The sequence below is a fragment of the Microbacterium oleivorans genome, assembly GCF_001691565.1.
GTDB lineage: Bacteria > Actinomycetota > Actinomycetes > Actinomycetales > Microbacteriaceae > Microbacterium > Microbacterium oleivorans_B.
In genome coordinates, this window is record NZ_MAYO01000003.1 from 1,154,766 (window position 1) to 1,169,603 (window position 14,838).

Here is a 14,838-nt window from a genome sequence, read left to right on the forward strand (position 1 = left end):
GTCACGCTCTTCGCTCGACTCCCGAACGAGACGGCACGCAACGAACAGAAGATCGTTGTCGGGCTCGTCACCACGGGCTTCGAGGTGGAGTCCCCATCCTAGACCACAAGGTCATGTTCTCTCTAGGAGAGCTTTGGGATGGATTTGGTTCTCCGCTTGAGGGGGCCGGAGGCCTTTCGGTCTCTCGCTCTTCCCTGTGGGGCGAACAAGTAATAAGTTACGCGGCTCCTGCAGGTCGGGCAAATCACGCCCGCATCCCGGGCGTGTCGCGCATGTTTCCGGGCGGGAACGCGAGAGGCCGCCCTCCCCTCCTCGGGTGGGCGGCCTCTCGCGCGTCGAACGTCAGGAGACGAACACGCCGGCCATCGTCTTCTTGCCGCGTCGAAGAACCGAGACACCACCGGGCAGCGATCCCGTGATGGCGTGTCCTTCATCGACGACCTTGACTCCGTCTACCGACACACCGCCTTGCGAGATCGCCCGTCGGGCTTCGCTCGCGCTGGAGACCAGACCGGTTTCCAGGAGCGCCTGCACGACCGGGATCTCCCCGTCGGTCGCAACGTGCGGCAATTCCTCGAGTGCGGAGCGAAGCGTCGGTGCATCGAGGGACGTGAGGTCGCCCTGCCCGAAGAGTGCATCGGATGCGGCGGCGACGGCAGTCGCGGCATCCATTCCGTGCACCGTCGTCGTCACCTCCATCGCGAGACGACGCTGAGCAGCGCGACGGAACGGCTCAGCGGCGACGAGACGCTCGTACTCCTCGATCTCGGCGCGAGTGAGAAATGTGAACACCTTGAGGCGGGCGACGACGTCGGCGTCGTCGGTGTTCAGCCAGAACTGGTACATCCGGTACGGGCTGCACATGTCGGCGTCCAGCCAGACCGCGTTGCCTTCGCTCTTACCGAACTTCGTCCCGTCGCTGTTGGTGATCAGCGGCGTGCCGATGGCGTGGACCGACGTCCCTTCGACGCGGTGGATCAGATCCGTGCCGCTCGTCAGGTTGCCCCACTGGTCGCTGCCGCCGGTCTGCAGGACACAGCCGTACTGGCGGTAAAGCTCGAGGTAGTCCATCCCCTGCAGAATCTGGTAGCTGAACTCGGTGTAGCTGATGCCCGCATCGGAGTTGAGGCGAGCCGCGACGGCATCCTTCTTCAGCATCGTGCCGACCCGGTAGTGCTTACCGACCTCGCGGAGGAAGTCGATCGCGCTCATCGGCGCCGTCCAGTCGAGGTTGTTGACGAGTCGGGCGGCGTTGTCGCCCTCGAAGCTCAGGAACCGTTCGACTTGACCGCGCAACCGTTCCACCCACTCCGTGACCGTCTCGCGGGTGTTGAGCGTGCGCTCCGCCGTCGGCCGCGGATCGCCGATGAGGCCGGTGGATCCGCCGACCAAGCCGAGCGGCTTGTGGCCGGCGAGCTGCAGACGCCGCAGCAGCAGGAGCTGGACGAGGTTGCCGAGATGCAGGCTCGGGGCCGTCGGGTCGAAGCCGCAGTAGTACGTGATCGGACCGCCCGAAAGGAGTTCGCGAAGCGATGCTTCGTCAGTCGACACGTGCACGAGACCACGCCAGACGATCTCGTCCCACACATTCGCGAAGGACGGGTCGTTGGCGGGCGCGAGAGCCGTCAGTTCGGCGCTCCTTACGGATTCAGACACGTCTTCCAGGCTATCAGCGGGGTTCCCGCCGATCAGTCCGGCGACACCTCGTCGTACAGGCCGATGATGTTGCCCTCGGAGTCGCGCAGGTACACCCATCGCGACCGCTCATCGAGGGGCTGGATATCGCCCATCTGCTCGCCGCCCGCGGCCACCGCGAGCGCAACCGTGTCTTCGATGCGCTCGACGGTGAAGACGACGGTGGGATGCGGCAGCACGCCCCGCACGTGCAGGTCCCCGTTCACCCCTTCGCCGTCGGGCTGCTCGATCGTCCCCATGTCGTCGCCCCAGGGGGTGTAGTCGAAGCCGAGCACGTCCTTGTAGAAGGCCTGGGCGCGAGGCATATCGTCGACCGGGATTTCGAAGTGTTCCATTTTCGCCATGAACAGAGGCAAGCAGATCCCCGCATCCGCGGCAAGGTTCAGGCGGCGGTGCCCCACCACAGGAGGAACGCGGCGCCGAGCGCGGTCACCCAGCTGACGAGACTGCCGATCAGGAAGTACTCCGCCCGCGTGCCGAGGTCGGTGTCGCGCGAGATCTCGGGAAAGCGCACGATTCCTTTCGCGGCGAGTACGGCGGCGAGGAGCGTGAACGCGCCGGTGGCCGTCAGGGCGAACACGAGAACGCGCTCGAGCGGACCGATCAGGCGCCCGCCCTTGAGGATCGTCGGGGCATCGGCGGCGACCTCGCCGCCGCGCAACGCCGCGCGGACGACGACGTTGCCCGACTCGCTCAGGAACACCAACGCACCGAGCACGAAGACGCCGACGTCGAGACTCACCGCGCCCAGGGGGGAACCCGTCGGCCAGAGCGCTCCGAGGGGACCCTGATCCGCGCGTACTCCGACCACCGCCACGGCGCTGAGGGACACGAGCGCGACGACGATCAGAGGCCACAGACCGGCTCGGCCGCCCGTCGATCCCGGGGTGGCGACCACCCACATCACAGCGAGACCGGCCGCCGCGAGCGCCCAGACCGCGGCATCCGCTCCCGCTGCCCCGACGAACACGACGAGGAACGCCACGACGTAGAGCAGAGTCCTCAGCCGCGTCGGCGCGTGGCGTCGGATGAGGTCGGCGAGGCCGACGGCGAGGAGGACGATGCCGGCGCCGATCACGACGGATCCTTCGCGAGGTCGGAGAAGCCTGCGACGAGGGCAGCCGAGCCGGCGGCGGAGAGCGCCTGGGAGACCGCCGGTTGGCTGATCCCTTCGGCATCCGCCAACTCTCGCTGGGTCCGTCCGAGACACCGACCGTAGGTGAGACGGCGAGTGCGGCCCGTCATCGCCGACACGAGCTCGTCCCGCGCAAGGAGGTACGCGTTGGCGAAGGCGATGCGATCGGTCATGACGGCATCCTGTCCCGCTTCGGTCGCGATCCGAGTGCGCGCGTGCGGCACGGCGCGGTCCTGCAGTCGGTGCGCCTGCTCGATCGCGGCTCGCGCCGCCCACCATCCGGGCCCGTCGGTGATGGCTTCGTCGACGGGCTCGACCGCGCCGACACCGAGCCCGAATCGAAGCTCGACGCCGTCGGGGAGATGCAACTGCAGCAGCAGCAGGGAGGTCAATGCGGACGCCAGGCCGGGGTACACCGCTTGGAACTCGTCACCGACCGTGGCCGTCAGCGGCGATGCAGCGACCGGGTGGTCGGCGTGGACCTGCTGCGCCGAGGCGACGATCGCGCGCTGCGCTCCGGCGCGATCGGTCAGCGCACGAGAACCGACGATGTCCGCGATGACGGCGACGCGAGAGGGCATGGAGGCATGGTATGTCGCTTATCTCTCGACCGCAATAAGCCTATGACTTATCTTGATGCGGATATAAGCGAAGAAGATCAGACCCGGAGATCGCGAGCCAGGTCCTGCACCCGCGACACCAGCGCCGCGCGCTGCTCTCCCACCCGGACGGGGGCGGTGCCGCCGACGCCGTCGCGGCTCGCCACCGAGCCCTCGACCGTCAGAACGTCCCGCACCGCGGGGATCAGATGGGGCGAGACTTGGGCGAGGAGCGCGTCATCCGCATCCTCGAGACCGATGCCGAGCTGCTCGCACGCCTGCACCAGCGCACCGGAGATCTCGTGAGCGTCGCGGAACGGCACCCCCTGCTTGACGAGCCAATCCGCCACGTCGGTCGCCAACGAGAATCCCTCCGGAGCGGATGCCGTCATCCGGTCGGTGTCGAAGCGGAGGGTCGCGATCATCCCCGCGAACGCGGGAAGCAGCACCTCGAGGGTCGTCACCGAGTCGAAGATGGGCTCCTTGTCCTCCTGCAGATCGCGGTTGTATGCCAGCGGGAGTGCCTTCAGAGTTGCGAGCAGACCCGTGAGGTTGCCGATCAGACGGCCCGACTTCCCCCGGGCGAGCTCGGCGATGTCGGGGTTCTTCTTCTGCGGCATGATGCTCGACCCCGTCGAGAACCCGTCGTCCAGGCGCACGAAGGAGAACTCCCGCGTGTTCCAGATGATGATGTCCTCGGCGAAACGCGAGATGTCGACGCCGATCATGGCGGCGATGAACGCGAACTCCGCCACCACGTCGCGCGCCGACGTCCCGTCCATCGAGTTCTCGGCCGGTCGCGCCAGTCCTAGGTCCTGTGCGACGGCGTGGGCGTCGAGCCCGAACGTCGCACCGGCGAGCGCTCCCCCGCCGTAGGGCGAGACCGATGCGCGGGCCGTCCAATCACGCAGCCGTTCGAGATCGCGCACGAGAGGCCAGGCGTGCGCCTGGAGGTGGTGAGCGAGCAGCACCGGCTGCGCATGCTGGAGGTGGGTCCGCCCCGGCATGATCGCCGTGGAGTGGGCCTCGGCCTGGGCAACGATCGCGTCGATGACGCGGACGATGTCACGAGCGATCACGCGCGAGTGGTCGAGGAGGAACAGGCGCACCAGGGTCGCGATCTGGTCGTTGCGGCTGCGACCGGCGCGGAGCTTGCCCCCCAGCTCGGGCCCGACCTCACGGATCAACGCGGCCTCGAGGGCTCCGTGGACGTCCTCGTCGGACGCCACGGCGACCAGGTCGCCAGACCGCACGGCGTCACCCAGCGCGTCCAACCCGGTGTGCATCCGCGCCTCTTCCTCGGCGGTGAGGTATCCGGCGGCGGAGAGGGCACGCGCGTGGGCGTGCGAACCTGCCAGGTCGTAGTGGGCCAGAGCCCAGTCGAAGTGCGTGGATCGACTCAGTTCGACGAGCTCCGGAGACGGGCCGGTGGCGAAACGTCCGCCCCACAAAGCACCCTGATTCGTCGCGTCGTTCTTGCTCTCACTCACGTGACCACCCTATCGGCGGGGTCGAGGTGCCATCCGGGCACCAGCTTTCGCGAGAGGAAGGCCAGCCCGCGTTCCAGGGGGCCTCGGCCGTTCAGGAGAGCCCACGACGTGCAGAAGACGACCGCTCCGAGGCAGAACCACCAGAAGAGACCGAGCTCACGGAACGCCGTGAGGTCGGTCGTGTCGTCGAAGACGCCGAGCGCGACGACGGCCCAGACGACGACCTGCCCCACGTAGGCCGTCAACGGCATGGAGCCCACGGCGCGCAAGGGGGCGACGAGCCACGTGATCGGCGTGCGACACAGGAGCAAGCAGGCTCCGAGGATCGCCAGGGCGAATCCCCCCGACCCGATGACTTCCGCGAGACCGCCGCTGTGAGCCTGTGCGGAGAAGACCGCCTCTCCGTAGGTCCCCGGCAATGCCATCCCTGTCACCTCCGCGACGATCGAGATGATGCCGCCGACGACCAGCGCGGCCACTCCCGCCGCGAGGATCGTCACCTGAACCGTCGTGCTGCGCAGATCGGTCCGTCCGAGTGCGATGCCGGCAACGATGAAGGCGATCCACAGCGGGAACGGGTACGCCCACCCCGTGAAGAGGAACAGGTCGCGCCCGGACTCCCCGTCCCACATCGGAAGCGCATCGAGGAACGGGAGAACCCACGGCATCACGAGCGCAACCGATGCCGCGATGGCCCAGAGCGTGCGGATCGACAGCGCGAGGAGCGGAAGCGCGAGGAGGAACAGGATGCCGTAGGCCTGGAGGATGACGTAGATCGGCACTCCCGACAGCGTGAGGATCACCCCGATCAGCCACAGCGCGACGGCGCGGACGGCGAGACGCCTGCGGCTCACGCCCAGCCGTGCGCCGCGATGCGGCATCCGCCCACCGGTCATGAGCGCGATGGAGACTCCCGCGAGGGTGGCGAAGAGGATCGACGATCGGCCGTTGACGAGGTCCACCCACGTCGACGGCTCCGTCAGAGCGACGGGCTCCTCGATGGTGAGAAGGTGCGCGGCGAGCATGCCGAAGACGGCGAGCGCCCGGGCCAGGTCGAGGCCGTGGAGCCTGGCGGGGCCGTTCCAGCTCAGCCAGGCGCGGTTCAGCTCTGCCGCAGCAGCCACACCAGCAGCGCTTTCTGCGCGTGCAGGCGGTTCTCCGCCTCGTCCCAGACGACACTCTGCGGCCCGTCGATGACCTCGGCGTCCACTTCGTACCCGCGATCTGCGGGAAGGCAGTGGATGAACACGGCGTCGTCCTGAGCGAGTGTCATCGTCTCCTGCGTCACCTTGTAGGAGCCGAGGTCCCGCAGGCGCGCGATCTTCTCCTCTTCCTTGCCCATCGACACCCACGTGTCGGTGACGATCACGTCGGCGCCGGCTGCCGCCTCGTTCGGGTCGGTGTAGAGCGTCAGCGAGCCGCCGGTCTCGGCCGCCCGGCGGTCGGCGTCGGCGACGACGTCCGCGCGGGGCGCATAGTCCTCGGGCGAGGCGATGCGGACGTGCATCCCCGCCGTGACGCCCGCGAGCGCGTACGAGTGCGCCATGTTGGAGAGTCCGTCGCCGAAGAAGGCGAGAGTGAGCCCCTTCAGTTCGCCCTTGTGCTCGCGGATCGTGAGCAGGTCGGCAAGCAGCTGGCAGGGGTGGAAGTCGTCGCTCAGGGCGTTGACGACGGGGACGCGGGTGCCTCTGGCCATCTCCTCGAGCCCGGCCTGCGCGTAGGTGCGCCACACGATCGCCGCGACCTGGCGCTCGAGCACGCGGGCGGTGTCGGACGGCGTCTCCTTGCCGCCGAGCTGGCTGTTCGCGGTCGAGATGATGAGCGGAGAGCCGCCGAGGTCCGCGATACCGACGGCGAAGGACACCCGCGTGCGCGTCGACGACTTGTCGAAGATGACGGCGACGGTCTGCGGGCCTGCGAGCGGCTTCTCCTTCCAGCGGTCGGCCTTCAGCTCGACGGCGAGGTCGAGGATCTCGGCCTGCTCGGCGGGGGTCAGGTCGTCGTCGCGCAGAAGGTGGCGGGTCATGCGGAAGCCTCCGGGGTGTCCTGGGTCGTATCGTCGAGCATGAGGGCGTCCTCGACCGTAGCGAGGGCGCGGGCGAACAGCGTCTGGAACTCGTCGATCTCGACGTCTCCGATGGTGAGCGCCGGAGCGAGACGGATCGTCGCGTCGTTGGCGGCGTTGATGATCAGACCGTGCTGTTGAGCCGCGGCGACCACGGCGCCGGCGACGGGATGCCGGAGGGCGACGCCGATGAGCAGGCCCTGGCCGCGGCATCCCTCGACCAGATCGGACCCGATCGCGTCCACCGCGTCGCGGATCTGATGCCCGCGCTCGGTCGCAGCCTCGACGAGCCCCGCGCTCTCGATCTCATCGAGGACGGCCGAGGCGACGGCTGTCGCGAGCGGATTGCCGCCGAACGTGGAGCCGTGGGTGCCCGGATAGAAGAGGTCGCTCGCGGCGCCGAAGGTGATAAGAGCGCCGATCGGGATGCCGTTGCCGATCCCCTTCGCGACGGTGATGGCGTCGGGGGTGATCCCGGTGTGCTGGAACGCGAACCAGGCCCCCGTGCGCCCGGCGCCCGTCTGGATCTCGTCGATGATCAGCAGCGCGCCGTGCCGCCGCGTGATCTCCCGCGCCGCGGCGAGATAGCCCTCGGGGAGTTCGAGGACACCGGCTTCGCCCTTGATCGGCTCGACGAACAGCGCCGCGACGCGATCGTCGATGGCCGCTTCGAGCGCCTCGATCGTAGAGTCGAGGAACTCGACGCCGGGGACCATCGGCTCGAACGGTCGCTGCATCGCGGGCTTGCCGGTGAGGGCGAGCGTTCCCATGGTGCGGCCGTGGAAGGCGTTCTTCAGTGCCAGGATGCGGGGCCGGTCCGTGCCGCCGTGGAGGCGGGCGAGCTTGAAGGCTGCCTCGTTCGCTTCGGCGCCGGAGTTGCCGAAGTAGACGCGACCGGTCTCGCCCGTGCCGGCGAGGCGCTTCAGCCGTGCCGCCAGGCCGAGCTGGGGCGGAGTGGCGAAATAGTTCGAGACGTGCCCCAGAGTCGCCGCCTGGTCGGCGACGGCCTGCACGAAGACGGGGTGGGCGTGGCCGAGGGAGATCACTGCGATGCCGCCCAGGAAGTCGAGGTAGCGGGTGCCCTCGTCGTCCCACAGGTGCGCACCTTCGCCGCGCACGAGCAGAGCGAACCGGTCACCCGAGTTGAGGACGAGGTCGCGCGACGCGTCGTCCTTCCAGCCCAACGTCGTCTGCACGGTCATCCCGCCACCACCTCTGTTCCGATCCCGCGTTGTGTGAAGAGCTCCACCAGCACCGAGTGGGGTTGACGTCCGTCGATGATGGCCGCGCGGTCGACGCCGCCGTCGACCGCGTCGAGGCAGGCCTGCATCTTCGGGATCATCCCCGATTCGAGGCTGGGCAGCATCGTGCGCAGCTCCGTCGACGTCAGGTGCGAGACGAGCGAATCGCGGTTCGGCCAGTCGGCGTACAGGCCCGCCACATCGGTGAGGACGACCAGCTTGACCGCGCCCAGCGCGACGGCGAGCGCCGCAGCTGCGGCATCCGCGTTCACGTTCAGGGAGCTGCCGGGTTCGTCGACGTCGGGCGCGATCGATGAGACGACGGGCACCCGATCGGCCGCGAGATGGTCGAGGATCGGCTGCGGATCGACGCCGACGACGTCGCCGACGTGCCCGAGGTCGTGCTCGGCCCCGTCGACCACGACACCGCGGCGGCGGCCCCGGAAGAGCCCGGCGTCCTCCCCCGACATCCCGGTGGCGAATGAGCCGTGCGCGTTGATCCGCGACACGAGCTGAGGGTTGATCTGTCCGGCGAGCACCATGCGGACGACCCCGATCGCCTCGGTGCTCGTGACGCGGTAGCCGCCCTTGAACTCACTGGGTATGTCGAGCCGGTCGAGCATCTTCGAGATCTGCGGCCCGCCGCCGTGCACGACCACCGGCTTCACGCCGACGTGGTGCAGATAGGCGATGTCCTCCGCGAAGGCGGCCTGCAACTCCTCGCTGACCATCGCGTTGCCGCCGTACTTGATGACGACGATCTGATCGCGGAAGCGTTTGAGCCAGGGCAGGGATTCGACGAGGACCGCGGCCTTGCCGGCGGCCTCCTCGGGTGTGGTCTGCTGGATGTCGGTCATGACGAGTAGGCGCTGTTCTCGTGGACGTAGTCGTGGGTGAGGTCGTTGGTGCGGATCGTCGCCGCCGCCTGGCCGACACGCAGGTCGACGAGGATGCGCGTCTCGCGCGGGGTCAAGTCGACCTCCTCGCGGGGACGGTCGGGACCACCCGCAGTGCACACACGCACCTCGTTGAAGGACACGTCGACGTCGTAGGGGTCGAAGGCAGCGTCGGTCGTCCCGATCGCGGCGAGGACGCGGCCCCAGTTGGGGTCGTTGCCGAAGATGGCAGCTTTGAAGAGGTTGTTGCGCGCGATGGAACGGCCGACCGCGACCGCATCGTCCTCGCTCGTTGCGCCGACGACCTCGATCGTGATGTCGTGGCTCGCGCCCTCGGCATCGCCCTGCAGCTGCACGGCGAGGTCGAGGCACAGCTCGGTGAGGGCCAGCGCGAACGAAGCAGGCTCGGGACGGATGCCGCTGGCTCCGCTGGCGAGGAGCGTCACCTGGTCGTTCGTCGACATGCAGCCGTCGGAGTCGAGCCGGTCGAAGCTCACCCGGGTGGCCTGACGCAATGCGGTGTCGGCCGCGGCGGCATCCAGGTCGGCATCGGTGGTGATGACGACGAGCATCGTCGCCAGGCCCGGCGCGAGCATGCCGGCGCCCTTCGCCATGCCGCCGATCGTCCAGCCGTCGCGCGAGACCACGGACCGCTTCGGGCGCGAGTCGGTGGTCATGATGGCGAGGGATGCCGCCTCTCCCCCGTCGGCGGAGAGGGCGTCGACACACCTTCCGACGCCGTCGAGGACCTTACCGCGGAAGATCTCGTCGCCGGTGCCGATGAGACCGGTCGAGCAGACGAGCACGTCACCGGCGCCGACGCCGAGGAGCTCGGCGGCCTTCTCGGCGGTCTGATGCGTGGTCTGGAATCCGAACGCGCCGGTGAAGCAGTTCGCTCCCCCGGAGTTCAGGACGATCGCCTCGACGACACCGTCCCCGATGACCTGCTGCGACCACAGGATCGGGTTGGCCTTGGCGCGGTTGGTGGTGAAGACGGCCGCACCGACCTTCTTGGGCCCACGGTTCACGACGACGGCGACGTCGTTCGCGCCGCTCGACTTGAGGCCTGCGGCGACGCCGGCCGCCTCGAATCCCTGTGCTGCCGTGACGCTCACGGTGCCACCCCGTTCACGCTCAGGCCCGTCGTCTCGGGGAGACCGAGGGCGATGTTCATCGATTGGATCGCGGCACCGGCGGTGCCCTTGACGAGATTGTCGACGGCGGCGACGACGACGACGCGTCCGGCGGCGCGGTCGATCGCGAGTCCGAGGAGGGCCGTGTTGGCACCCAGCACATCGGCCGTCCGCGGAAACGACCCCTCGGGCAGAAGGTGGACGAACGGCTCGTCGGCGTACGCGGACTCCCACGCGTCGCGGATCTGCGCGTCGGTGGCACCGGGGGCGATCGGAGCGGTCGAGGTGGCGAGGATGCCGCGGGACATGGGGACGAGCACCGGGGTGAACGAGATCCGGATGTCGGACGCGGCGGGTGCGGCGGCGGCGAGCGCCTGCCGGATCTCGGGGATGTGCCGGTGCGTGCCGCCGACGGCGTACGGGTTGGCGGTCCCGAGGATCTCGGACGCGAGGAGGTTCGTCTTGAGGCTCTTGCCCGCCCCGGAGGGCCCGACGGCGAGCACCGTCACGATGTCGCCCGGGTCGATGACGCCGGCGGCGACGCCGGGGGCGAGGCTCAACGAGACGGTGGAGGCGTTGCAGCCGGGGGCCGCGATGCGCCTCGCGCCGACGAGGGCGCCACGTTGCTTTGCCCCTCCGACCGCGAGTTCGGGCACCCCGTAGGCCCACGGCTCGGAGAACGCGCCCCCGTAGAACGCGTCCCACGCGGAGGGGTCCGTGAGGCGGTGGTCGGCCCCGGCATCGATGACGAGCGGAACATCCTCGAGCATCTCGGTGTACTGCGCGGACTGGCCGTGCGGCAGGGCGAGGAAGACGACGTCGTGACCGGAGAGGACCTCGGGGGTCGTGTCCTGCAGGGTCAGGTGCGCGAGCGAGCGCAGGTGCGGCTGGTGGTCGATGAGGGGCTGCCCGGCGTTGGAGTGCGCCGTGACGGTGCGGATCTCGACGTCGGGGTGCGACGCGAGGAGGCGGAGGATCTCGCCGCCCGCATAGCCGGAAGCGCCGGAGACGGCGACCGAGAAGGTCATGGGTTCAACCTTATTGTCTGGGGTGGATGGGCCGAGGACGGCGACACCTGCGGCTCGATCCGCGAAGTGCGGAGAGCGGGAGGGGTCGCCTAGCGTCGGCGGTCGCCCAGACGTCGACGCGCGCGGACCACCGTCGAGACGGTGAGGGTCGCGGGCGAGGACATACCGCGACGGTATCGTCGCGGCATCCGTCGTCGCAAATCGAGCTCAGCGCTGCGCGCGCAATGCCTCGATGAGGGCGAGCTCCTCGGCGCGTTCGAGACCGGCGGCCCGTGACCGCGCGACGCCGCGGGCCCGCTCGTCCGCGAGGACGCAGTCGATCGTCTCGGACAGGGGACGGATGCCGCCGCCCGCCGCCCGGTAGGCGGCACCGCTCCGCGACGCGAACCCCGGCACGTCGGCCGGGAGCCAGAGCGGGAGCGACCGCGGTCCCGCCCAGAAGGCGACGCCGTGGCGTTCGAGCCAGTCGGCGGGAGCGGTCAGCACCTCCCCGGTGTGGCCGGCGGCCTCTCGCGCGAGGGTGAGGACGCCGGCGAGGGGGTGGGAGTGACCGACCGCGTCGACGACGCCGTCGAATCCGCGCGCGCCCGATGCGACGACGAAGGACACGAGGTCGTCGACGTCGATCACCTGCGCGCGGAGGTCCGGGCCTTCGGGGACGAGAACGGGCTCCGTGCCGGCGGCGGCGAACCGCGCCGGCCAGTAGCCGAACCGGTCCGTCGGGTCTCCCGGTCCCACGATCAGCCCGGGGCGAATGATCGAGACACGAGCGCCGAGCCCCGCGGCGGCCCGCTCTGCCGTCACTTTGGCGCGGGCGTGATCAACGGGGTCGTCCTCGCCGAGCGGTTCGACCAGGTCCGCGTCCTCGTCGGCGCCCGGGGTGCTCGCGTCGGCGTAGACCGACACGCTGGAGAGGTACGTCGCATGCGGCGAACGGTCTCCGAGAACGGATGCCGCATGGGCGACGTGCGCCGGCACGGAGGAGACATCGACGATCTCATCCCATTCTGTGCCGACGAGTGCGTCGTAGGCGCCGGACAGCCCGCGATCGGTGACGACGAGGTCGGCGCCATCGGGAGCGGAGCGGCCGCCGCGAGCTGTCACCGTCACTCGCGCGCCACGGTCGATCCAGGCCTCCGCGATGCGCCGGCCCACCCATCCGGTGCCGCCCAGGACGAGGACCCGATCGCTCATGACGGCAGCGCCCGGATGCGCTCGAGAAGTTCAGGACCGGACCGGTCGAACGTGCGGCCTCCGATGACCACACCGAGCGCTGCGACCCCTCCGCCGACCACGAGCCCGGTCGCAAGGGTCGCCCACCCCCAGGAACCGACGCCCTGGACCATTCCGGTTGTCGCCAGGATGAGGACGGGGACCGACAGCACGGCGATGACGGCCCACACCACGAACACCAGCAGGCCGCCGACGAAGGTCTGCCCGGGAACACTCTTGAACGGGCTGTCCCCCGGAGCGGCGACAGGCGTGATGATCATCGCGGATGTCACAGCGGCGACGCCGTACCCGGTGAGGAGGACGCCGAGGGCGGCGCCGAGGACGAGCGGCAGACGGGCGGCATCCCCGCCCGCGACGCTTGTGACGACCGACAGGACGACCACCAGCGGGATGCCGACGCACGCCGATCCGAGCAGGCGTCCGAGGCGATCGTCCCGCCCCCGGACGCCGGTGGCCAGGACGGTGGCATAGGCCGAGCCGTCGTAGGAGACGTCGCTGTACCCCGCGATCGCGAGCACGAACGCCACGAGCACGGGCGACGCGGCGAAGAGGAACCCGTCCACGCCGCTGACGAAGGCGAACAGGATCGGGAAGATCGGGACCACCAACAGCTGGCGGAGATATCGCGGATCGCGGAGCCACGCGCTGAGCGATCGGGCCCAGGTCGCACCGACGCCGCCGGTCGGCATGACCCCGAACAGCCCGAGCCTGCCGGCGGCGACCTGCCGGCTCGACGGGCGGGGCGGCGACGCGGTCGCTCCGCCGACCGCACGCGACCAGCCCCACCACAGGACACTGAGACTGGCGAGGGCGATGGCGGCGCGTGCGAGCGCGATGAGCCCGTCCCCGGCAGCGAGTGCGGGAGCAACGCCCCAGGCGGCTCCGAGGGGCGTCCAGGGGAGGACCGCCGCGGCGGCACCGAGCCGTTCCCCGAGCGATCCGTCACCGCCGTCGAGCAGGCTCAGGACACCGGTGATGATGGGACCGGCGAGCATCGCCACGACGAGCACGACCGTGCCGATGAGCTCGCGCCAGCGACGGTTGCCGCCGACGCCCTCGGACAGTTCGGCGACGAGGCGGGAGGCGACGACGCAGATCCCCACGCCGACCAGCGCGGCGGCAAGACCCGCCAGGGCGGCGAGCGGCCACCGCGCCCACAGGATCACCGAGGTCAGGGCGACGAGGGTCGTCACGATTCCCGGGATGCCGGTCGCCCCCGTTCCGGCGAGCGCGAGCATCGTCTGACGACGGGTGAACGGGAAGGGCGCGAGACGCCGCGCGTCGATCGACGTGTCCATCCCGGCCACCACGATCGGTCCGACGATCCATCCGAGCACGAGCGCGCTGCCGGCGATGATGCTGACGCCCGCTGACGCCTCGAGCGACCCGAACAGGCTGAGCGAGACGATGCCGGCGACGACGGAGACCAGGATGCCGAAGCCCCACAGGACGCCGAAGATGAAGCCGACGAGCTGCCAGGGCCGACGGGCGAGCGTGTTGAAGAGCGCGCGATAGCGGAGCTTCAGGACTGTCGCAACCACTGCGGCCCCTCGCTCGTGTGACGGCCGCCGACCAGCTCGACGAAGCGGTCCTGCAGGCTGCGCCCGGCTCGGACCTCTTCGACCGTGCCCGCGGCGAGGACGCGTCCGGCTGCGATGACCGCGACGTGGTCGCACATGCGCTGCACGAGGTCCATGGAGTGGCTCGAGACGATGACCGATCCGCCCGAGGCGGTGTAGCTGCGGAGCACGTCCTCGATGTTCGCCGCCGACACAGGGTCAACGGACTCGAACGGTTCGTCGAGGACGAGCAGGCGGGGCGCGTGGACGAGGGCGCAGGCCAGCGCGACCTTCTTGGTCATGCCGGCGGAATAGTCCGCGACGACGGTGCCCGCCGCCGGACGCAGGTCCATGAGGTCGAGCAGATCCGACACCCGCGGCGCGATATCGGCCCGCGGCAGGCCGAACATCATCGCGGTGTAGGTGATCAGCTGCTCGCCGGTGAGGCGGTCGAAGAGGCGGTTCCCGTCGGACAGGTTGCCGATCACGCGCTTGGCGGCGACAGGGTCCCGCCACACGTCGATGCCGTGCACCCAGGCGCCGCCCGCGTCGGGCCGCAGGAGCCCTGTCGCCATGGACAGCGTGGTGGTCTTACCTGCCCCGTTCGGGCCGACGAGCCCGTAGAAGGACCCGGCGGGCACGGACAGATCGATGCCGGCGACGGCCGGTGTCGACCCGAACTGCTTCACGAGTCCGGAGAGCTGAAGGGCGGGAACGCTCTGTTGCTGGCTCACCCCGGCGAGCCTAGCGAACCGCGGTGTCGC

At 69.7% G+C, this 14,838-nt stretch carries 14 protein-coding genes; all 14 read right to left on the minus strand.

Going from position 1 to position 14,838, the window contains the following annotated elements; all coding sequences use genetic code 11:
• Window positions 1–342: 342 nt before the first annotated feature.
• The 14 genes from tyrS to BBA86_RS08360 all read right to left on the minus strand — a co-directional run bounded on the left by tyrS (window position 343) and on the right by BBA86_RS08360 (window position 14,808).
• Window positions 343–1,656, minus strand: coding sequence for a tyrosine--tRNA ligase (gene tyrS / locus BBA86_RS08295; RefSeq protein ID WP_065571134.1), 1,314 nt, complete (start codon window positions 1,654–1,656; stop codon window positions 343–345).
• Window positions 1,657–1,688: 32 nt separating this feature from the next.
• Window positions 1,689–2,096, minus strand: a complete 408-nt coding sequence (locus BBA86_RS08300; RefSeq protein WP_223247054.1) for a VOC family protein — start codon at window positions 2,094–2,096, stop codon at window positions 1,689–1,691.
• Window positions 2,078–2,773, minus strand: a complete 696-nt coding sequence (locus tag BBA86_RS08305) for a hypothetical protein (protein WP_065571136.1) — start codon at window positions 2,771–2,773, stop codon at window positions 2,078–2,080. The genes BBA86_RS08300 and BBA86_RS08305 overlap by 19 nt, the downstream gene beginning before the upstream one ends.
• A complete protein-coding gene (locus BBA86_RS08310) occupies window positions 2,770–3,411 on the minus strand; it encodes a SatD family protein (RefSeq protein ID WP_065571137.1) in 642 nt (213 codons plus the stop codon). Before BBA86_RS08310 ends, BBA86_RS08305 begins: the two co-directional genes overlap by 4 nt.
• A gap of 77 nt (window positions 3,412–3,488) precedes the next feature.
• A complete protein-coding gene (gene argH / locus BBA86_RS08315) occupies window positions 3,489–4,919 on the minus strand; it encodes an argininosuccinate lyase (protein ID WP_065571138.1) in 1,431 nt (476 codons plus the stop codon).
• On the minus strand, window positions 4,916–6,043 hold the full coding sequence (locus BBA86_RS08320) for a DUF418 domain-containing protein (RefSeq protein WP_083199509.1): 1,128 nt from the start codon (window positions 6,041–6,043) through the stop codon (window positions 4,916–4,918). Before BBA86_RS08320 ends, argH begins: the two co-directional genes overlap by 4 nt.
• Complete coding sequence (gene argF, locus BBA86_RS08325) at window positions 6,022–6,945, minus strand: ornithine carbamoyltransferase (RefSeq protein WP_065571139.1); 924 nt, start codon at window positions 6,943–6,945, stop codon at window positions 6,022–6,024. Before argF ends, BBA86_RS08320 begins: the two co-directional genes overlap by 22 nt.
• On the minus strand, window positions 6,942–8,186 hold the full coding sequence (locus BBA86_RS08330) for an acetylornithine transaminase (RefSeq protein WP_065571140.1): 1,245 nt from the start codon (window positions 8,184–8,186) through the stop codon (window positions 6,942–6,944). The genes argF and BBA86_RS08330 overlap by 4 nt, the downstream gene beginning before the upstream one ends.
• Complete coding sequence (gene argB, locus BBA86_RS08335; RefSeq protein ID WP_065571141.1) at window positions 8,183–9,082, minus strand: acetylglutamate kinase; 900 nt, start codon at window positions 9,080–9,082, stop codon at window positions 8,183–8,185. The genes BBA86_RS08330 and argB overlap by 4 nt, the downstream gene beginning before the upstream one ends.
• The gene (gene argJ, locus BBA86_RS08340; protein ID WP_065571142.1) at window positions 9,079–10,236 is read right to left on the minus strand and encodes a bifunctional glutamate N-acetyltransferase/amino-acid acetyltransferase ArgJ; all 1,158 of its coding nucleotides are present in this window, start codon (window positions 10,234–10,236) and stop codon (window positions 9,079–9,081) included. The genes argB and argJ overlap by 4 nt, the downstream gene beginning before the upstream one ends.
• Entirely contained in the window at window positions 10,233–11,282 is a 1,050-nt protein-coding gene (gene argC / locus BBA86_RS08345) for an N-acetyl-gamma-glutamyl-phosphate reductase (RefSeq protein ID WP_065571143.1), read from the minus strand. The genes argJ and argC overlap by 4 nt, the downstream gene beginning before the upstream one ends.
• Before the next feature lie 207 nt (window positions 11,283–11,489).
• Window positions 11,490–12,476 (minus strand): NAD-dependent epimerase/dehydratase family protein, encoded by a 987-nt coding sequence (locus BBA86_RS08350; RefSeq protein ID WP_065571144.1) that lies wholly within the window; start codon window positions 12,474–12,476, stop codon window positions 11,490–11,492.
• Window positions 12,473–14,056, minus strand: coding sequence for a hypothetical protein (locus BBA86_RS08355; protein ID WP_065571145.1), 1,584 nt, complete (start codon window positions 14,054–14,056; stop codon window positions 12,473–12,475). The genes BBA86_RS08350 and BBA86_RS08355 overlap by 4 nt, the downstream gene beginning before the upstream one ends.
• Window positions 14,038–14,808 (minus strand): ABC transporter ATP-binding protein, encoded by a 771-nt coding sequence (locus BBA86_RS08360; RefSeq protein ID WP_065571146.1) that lies wholly within the window; start codon window positions 14,806–14,808, stop codon window positions 14,038–14,040. Before BBA86_RS08360 ends, BBA86_RS08355 begins: the two co-directional genes overlap by 19 nt.
• Between the last annotated feature and the right edge of the window lie 30 nt (window positions 14,809–14,838).

What these genes read in the sequence shown, in the direction of transcription:
- BBA86_RS08310 (WP_065571137.1), bottom strand. Translation starts at nt 3,411, where the DNA reads ATGCCCTCTCGCGTCGCCGTCATCGCGGACATCGTCGGTTCTCGTGCG.
- argF (WP_065571139.1), bottom strand. Translation starts at nt 6,945, where the DNA reads ATGACCCGCCACCTTCTGCGCGACGACGACCTGACCCCCGCCGAGCAG.
- BBA86_RS08330 (WP_065571140.1), bottom strand. Translation starts at nt 8,186, where the DNA reads ATGACCGTGCAGACGACGTTGGGCTGGAAGGACGACGCGTCGCGCGAC.
- argB (WP_065571141.1), bottom strand. Translation starts at nt 9,082, where the DNA reads ATGACCGACATCCAGCAGACCACACCCGAGGAGGCCGCCGGCAAGGCC.
- argC (WP_065571143.1), bottom strand. Translation starts at nt 11,282, where the DNA reads ATGACCTTCTCGGTCGCCGTCTCCGGCGCTTCCGGCTATGCGGGCGGC.
- BBA86_RS08350 (WP_065571144.1), bottom strand. Translation starts at nt 12,476, where the DNA reads ATGAGCGATCGGGTCCTCGTCCTGGGCGGCACCGGATGGGTGGGCCGG.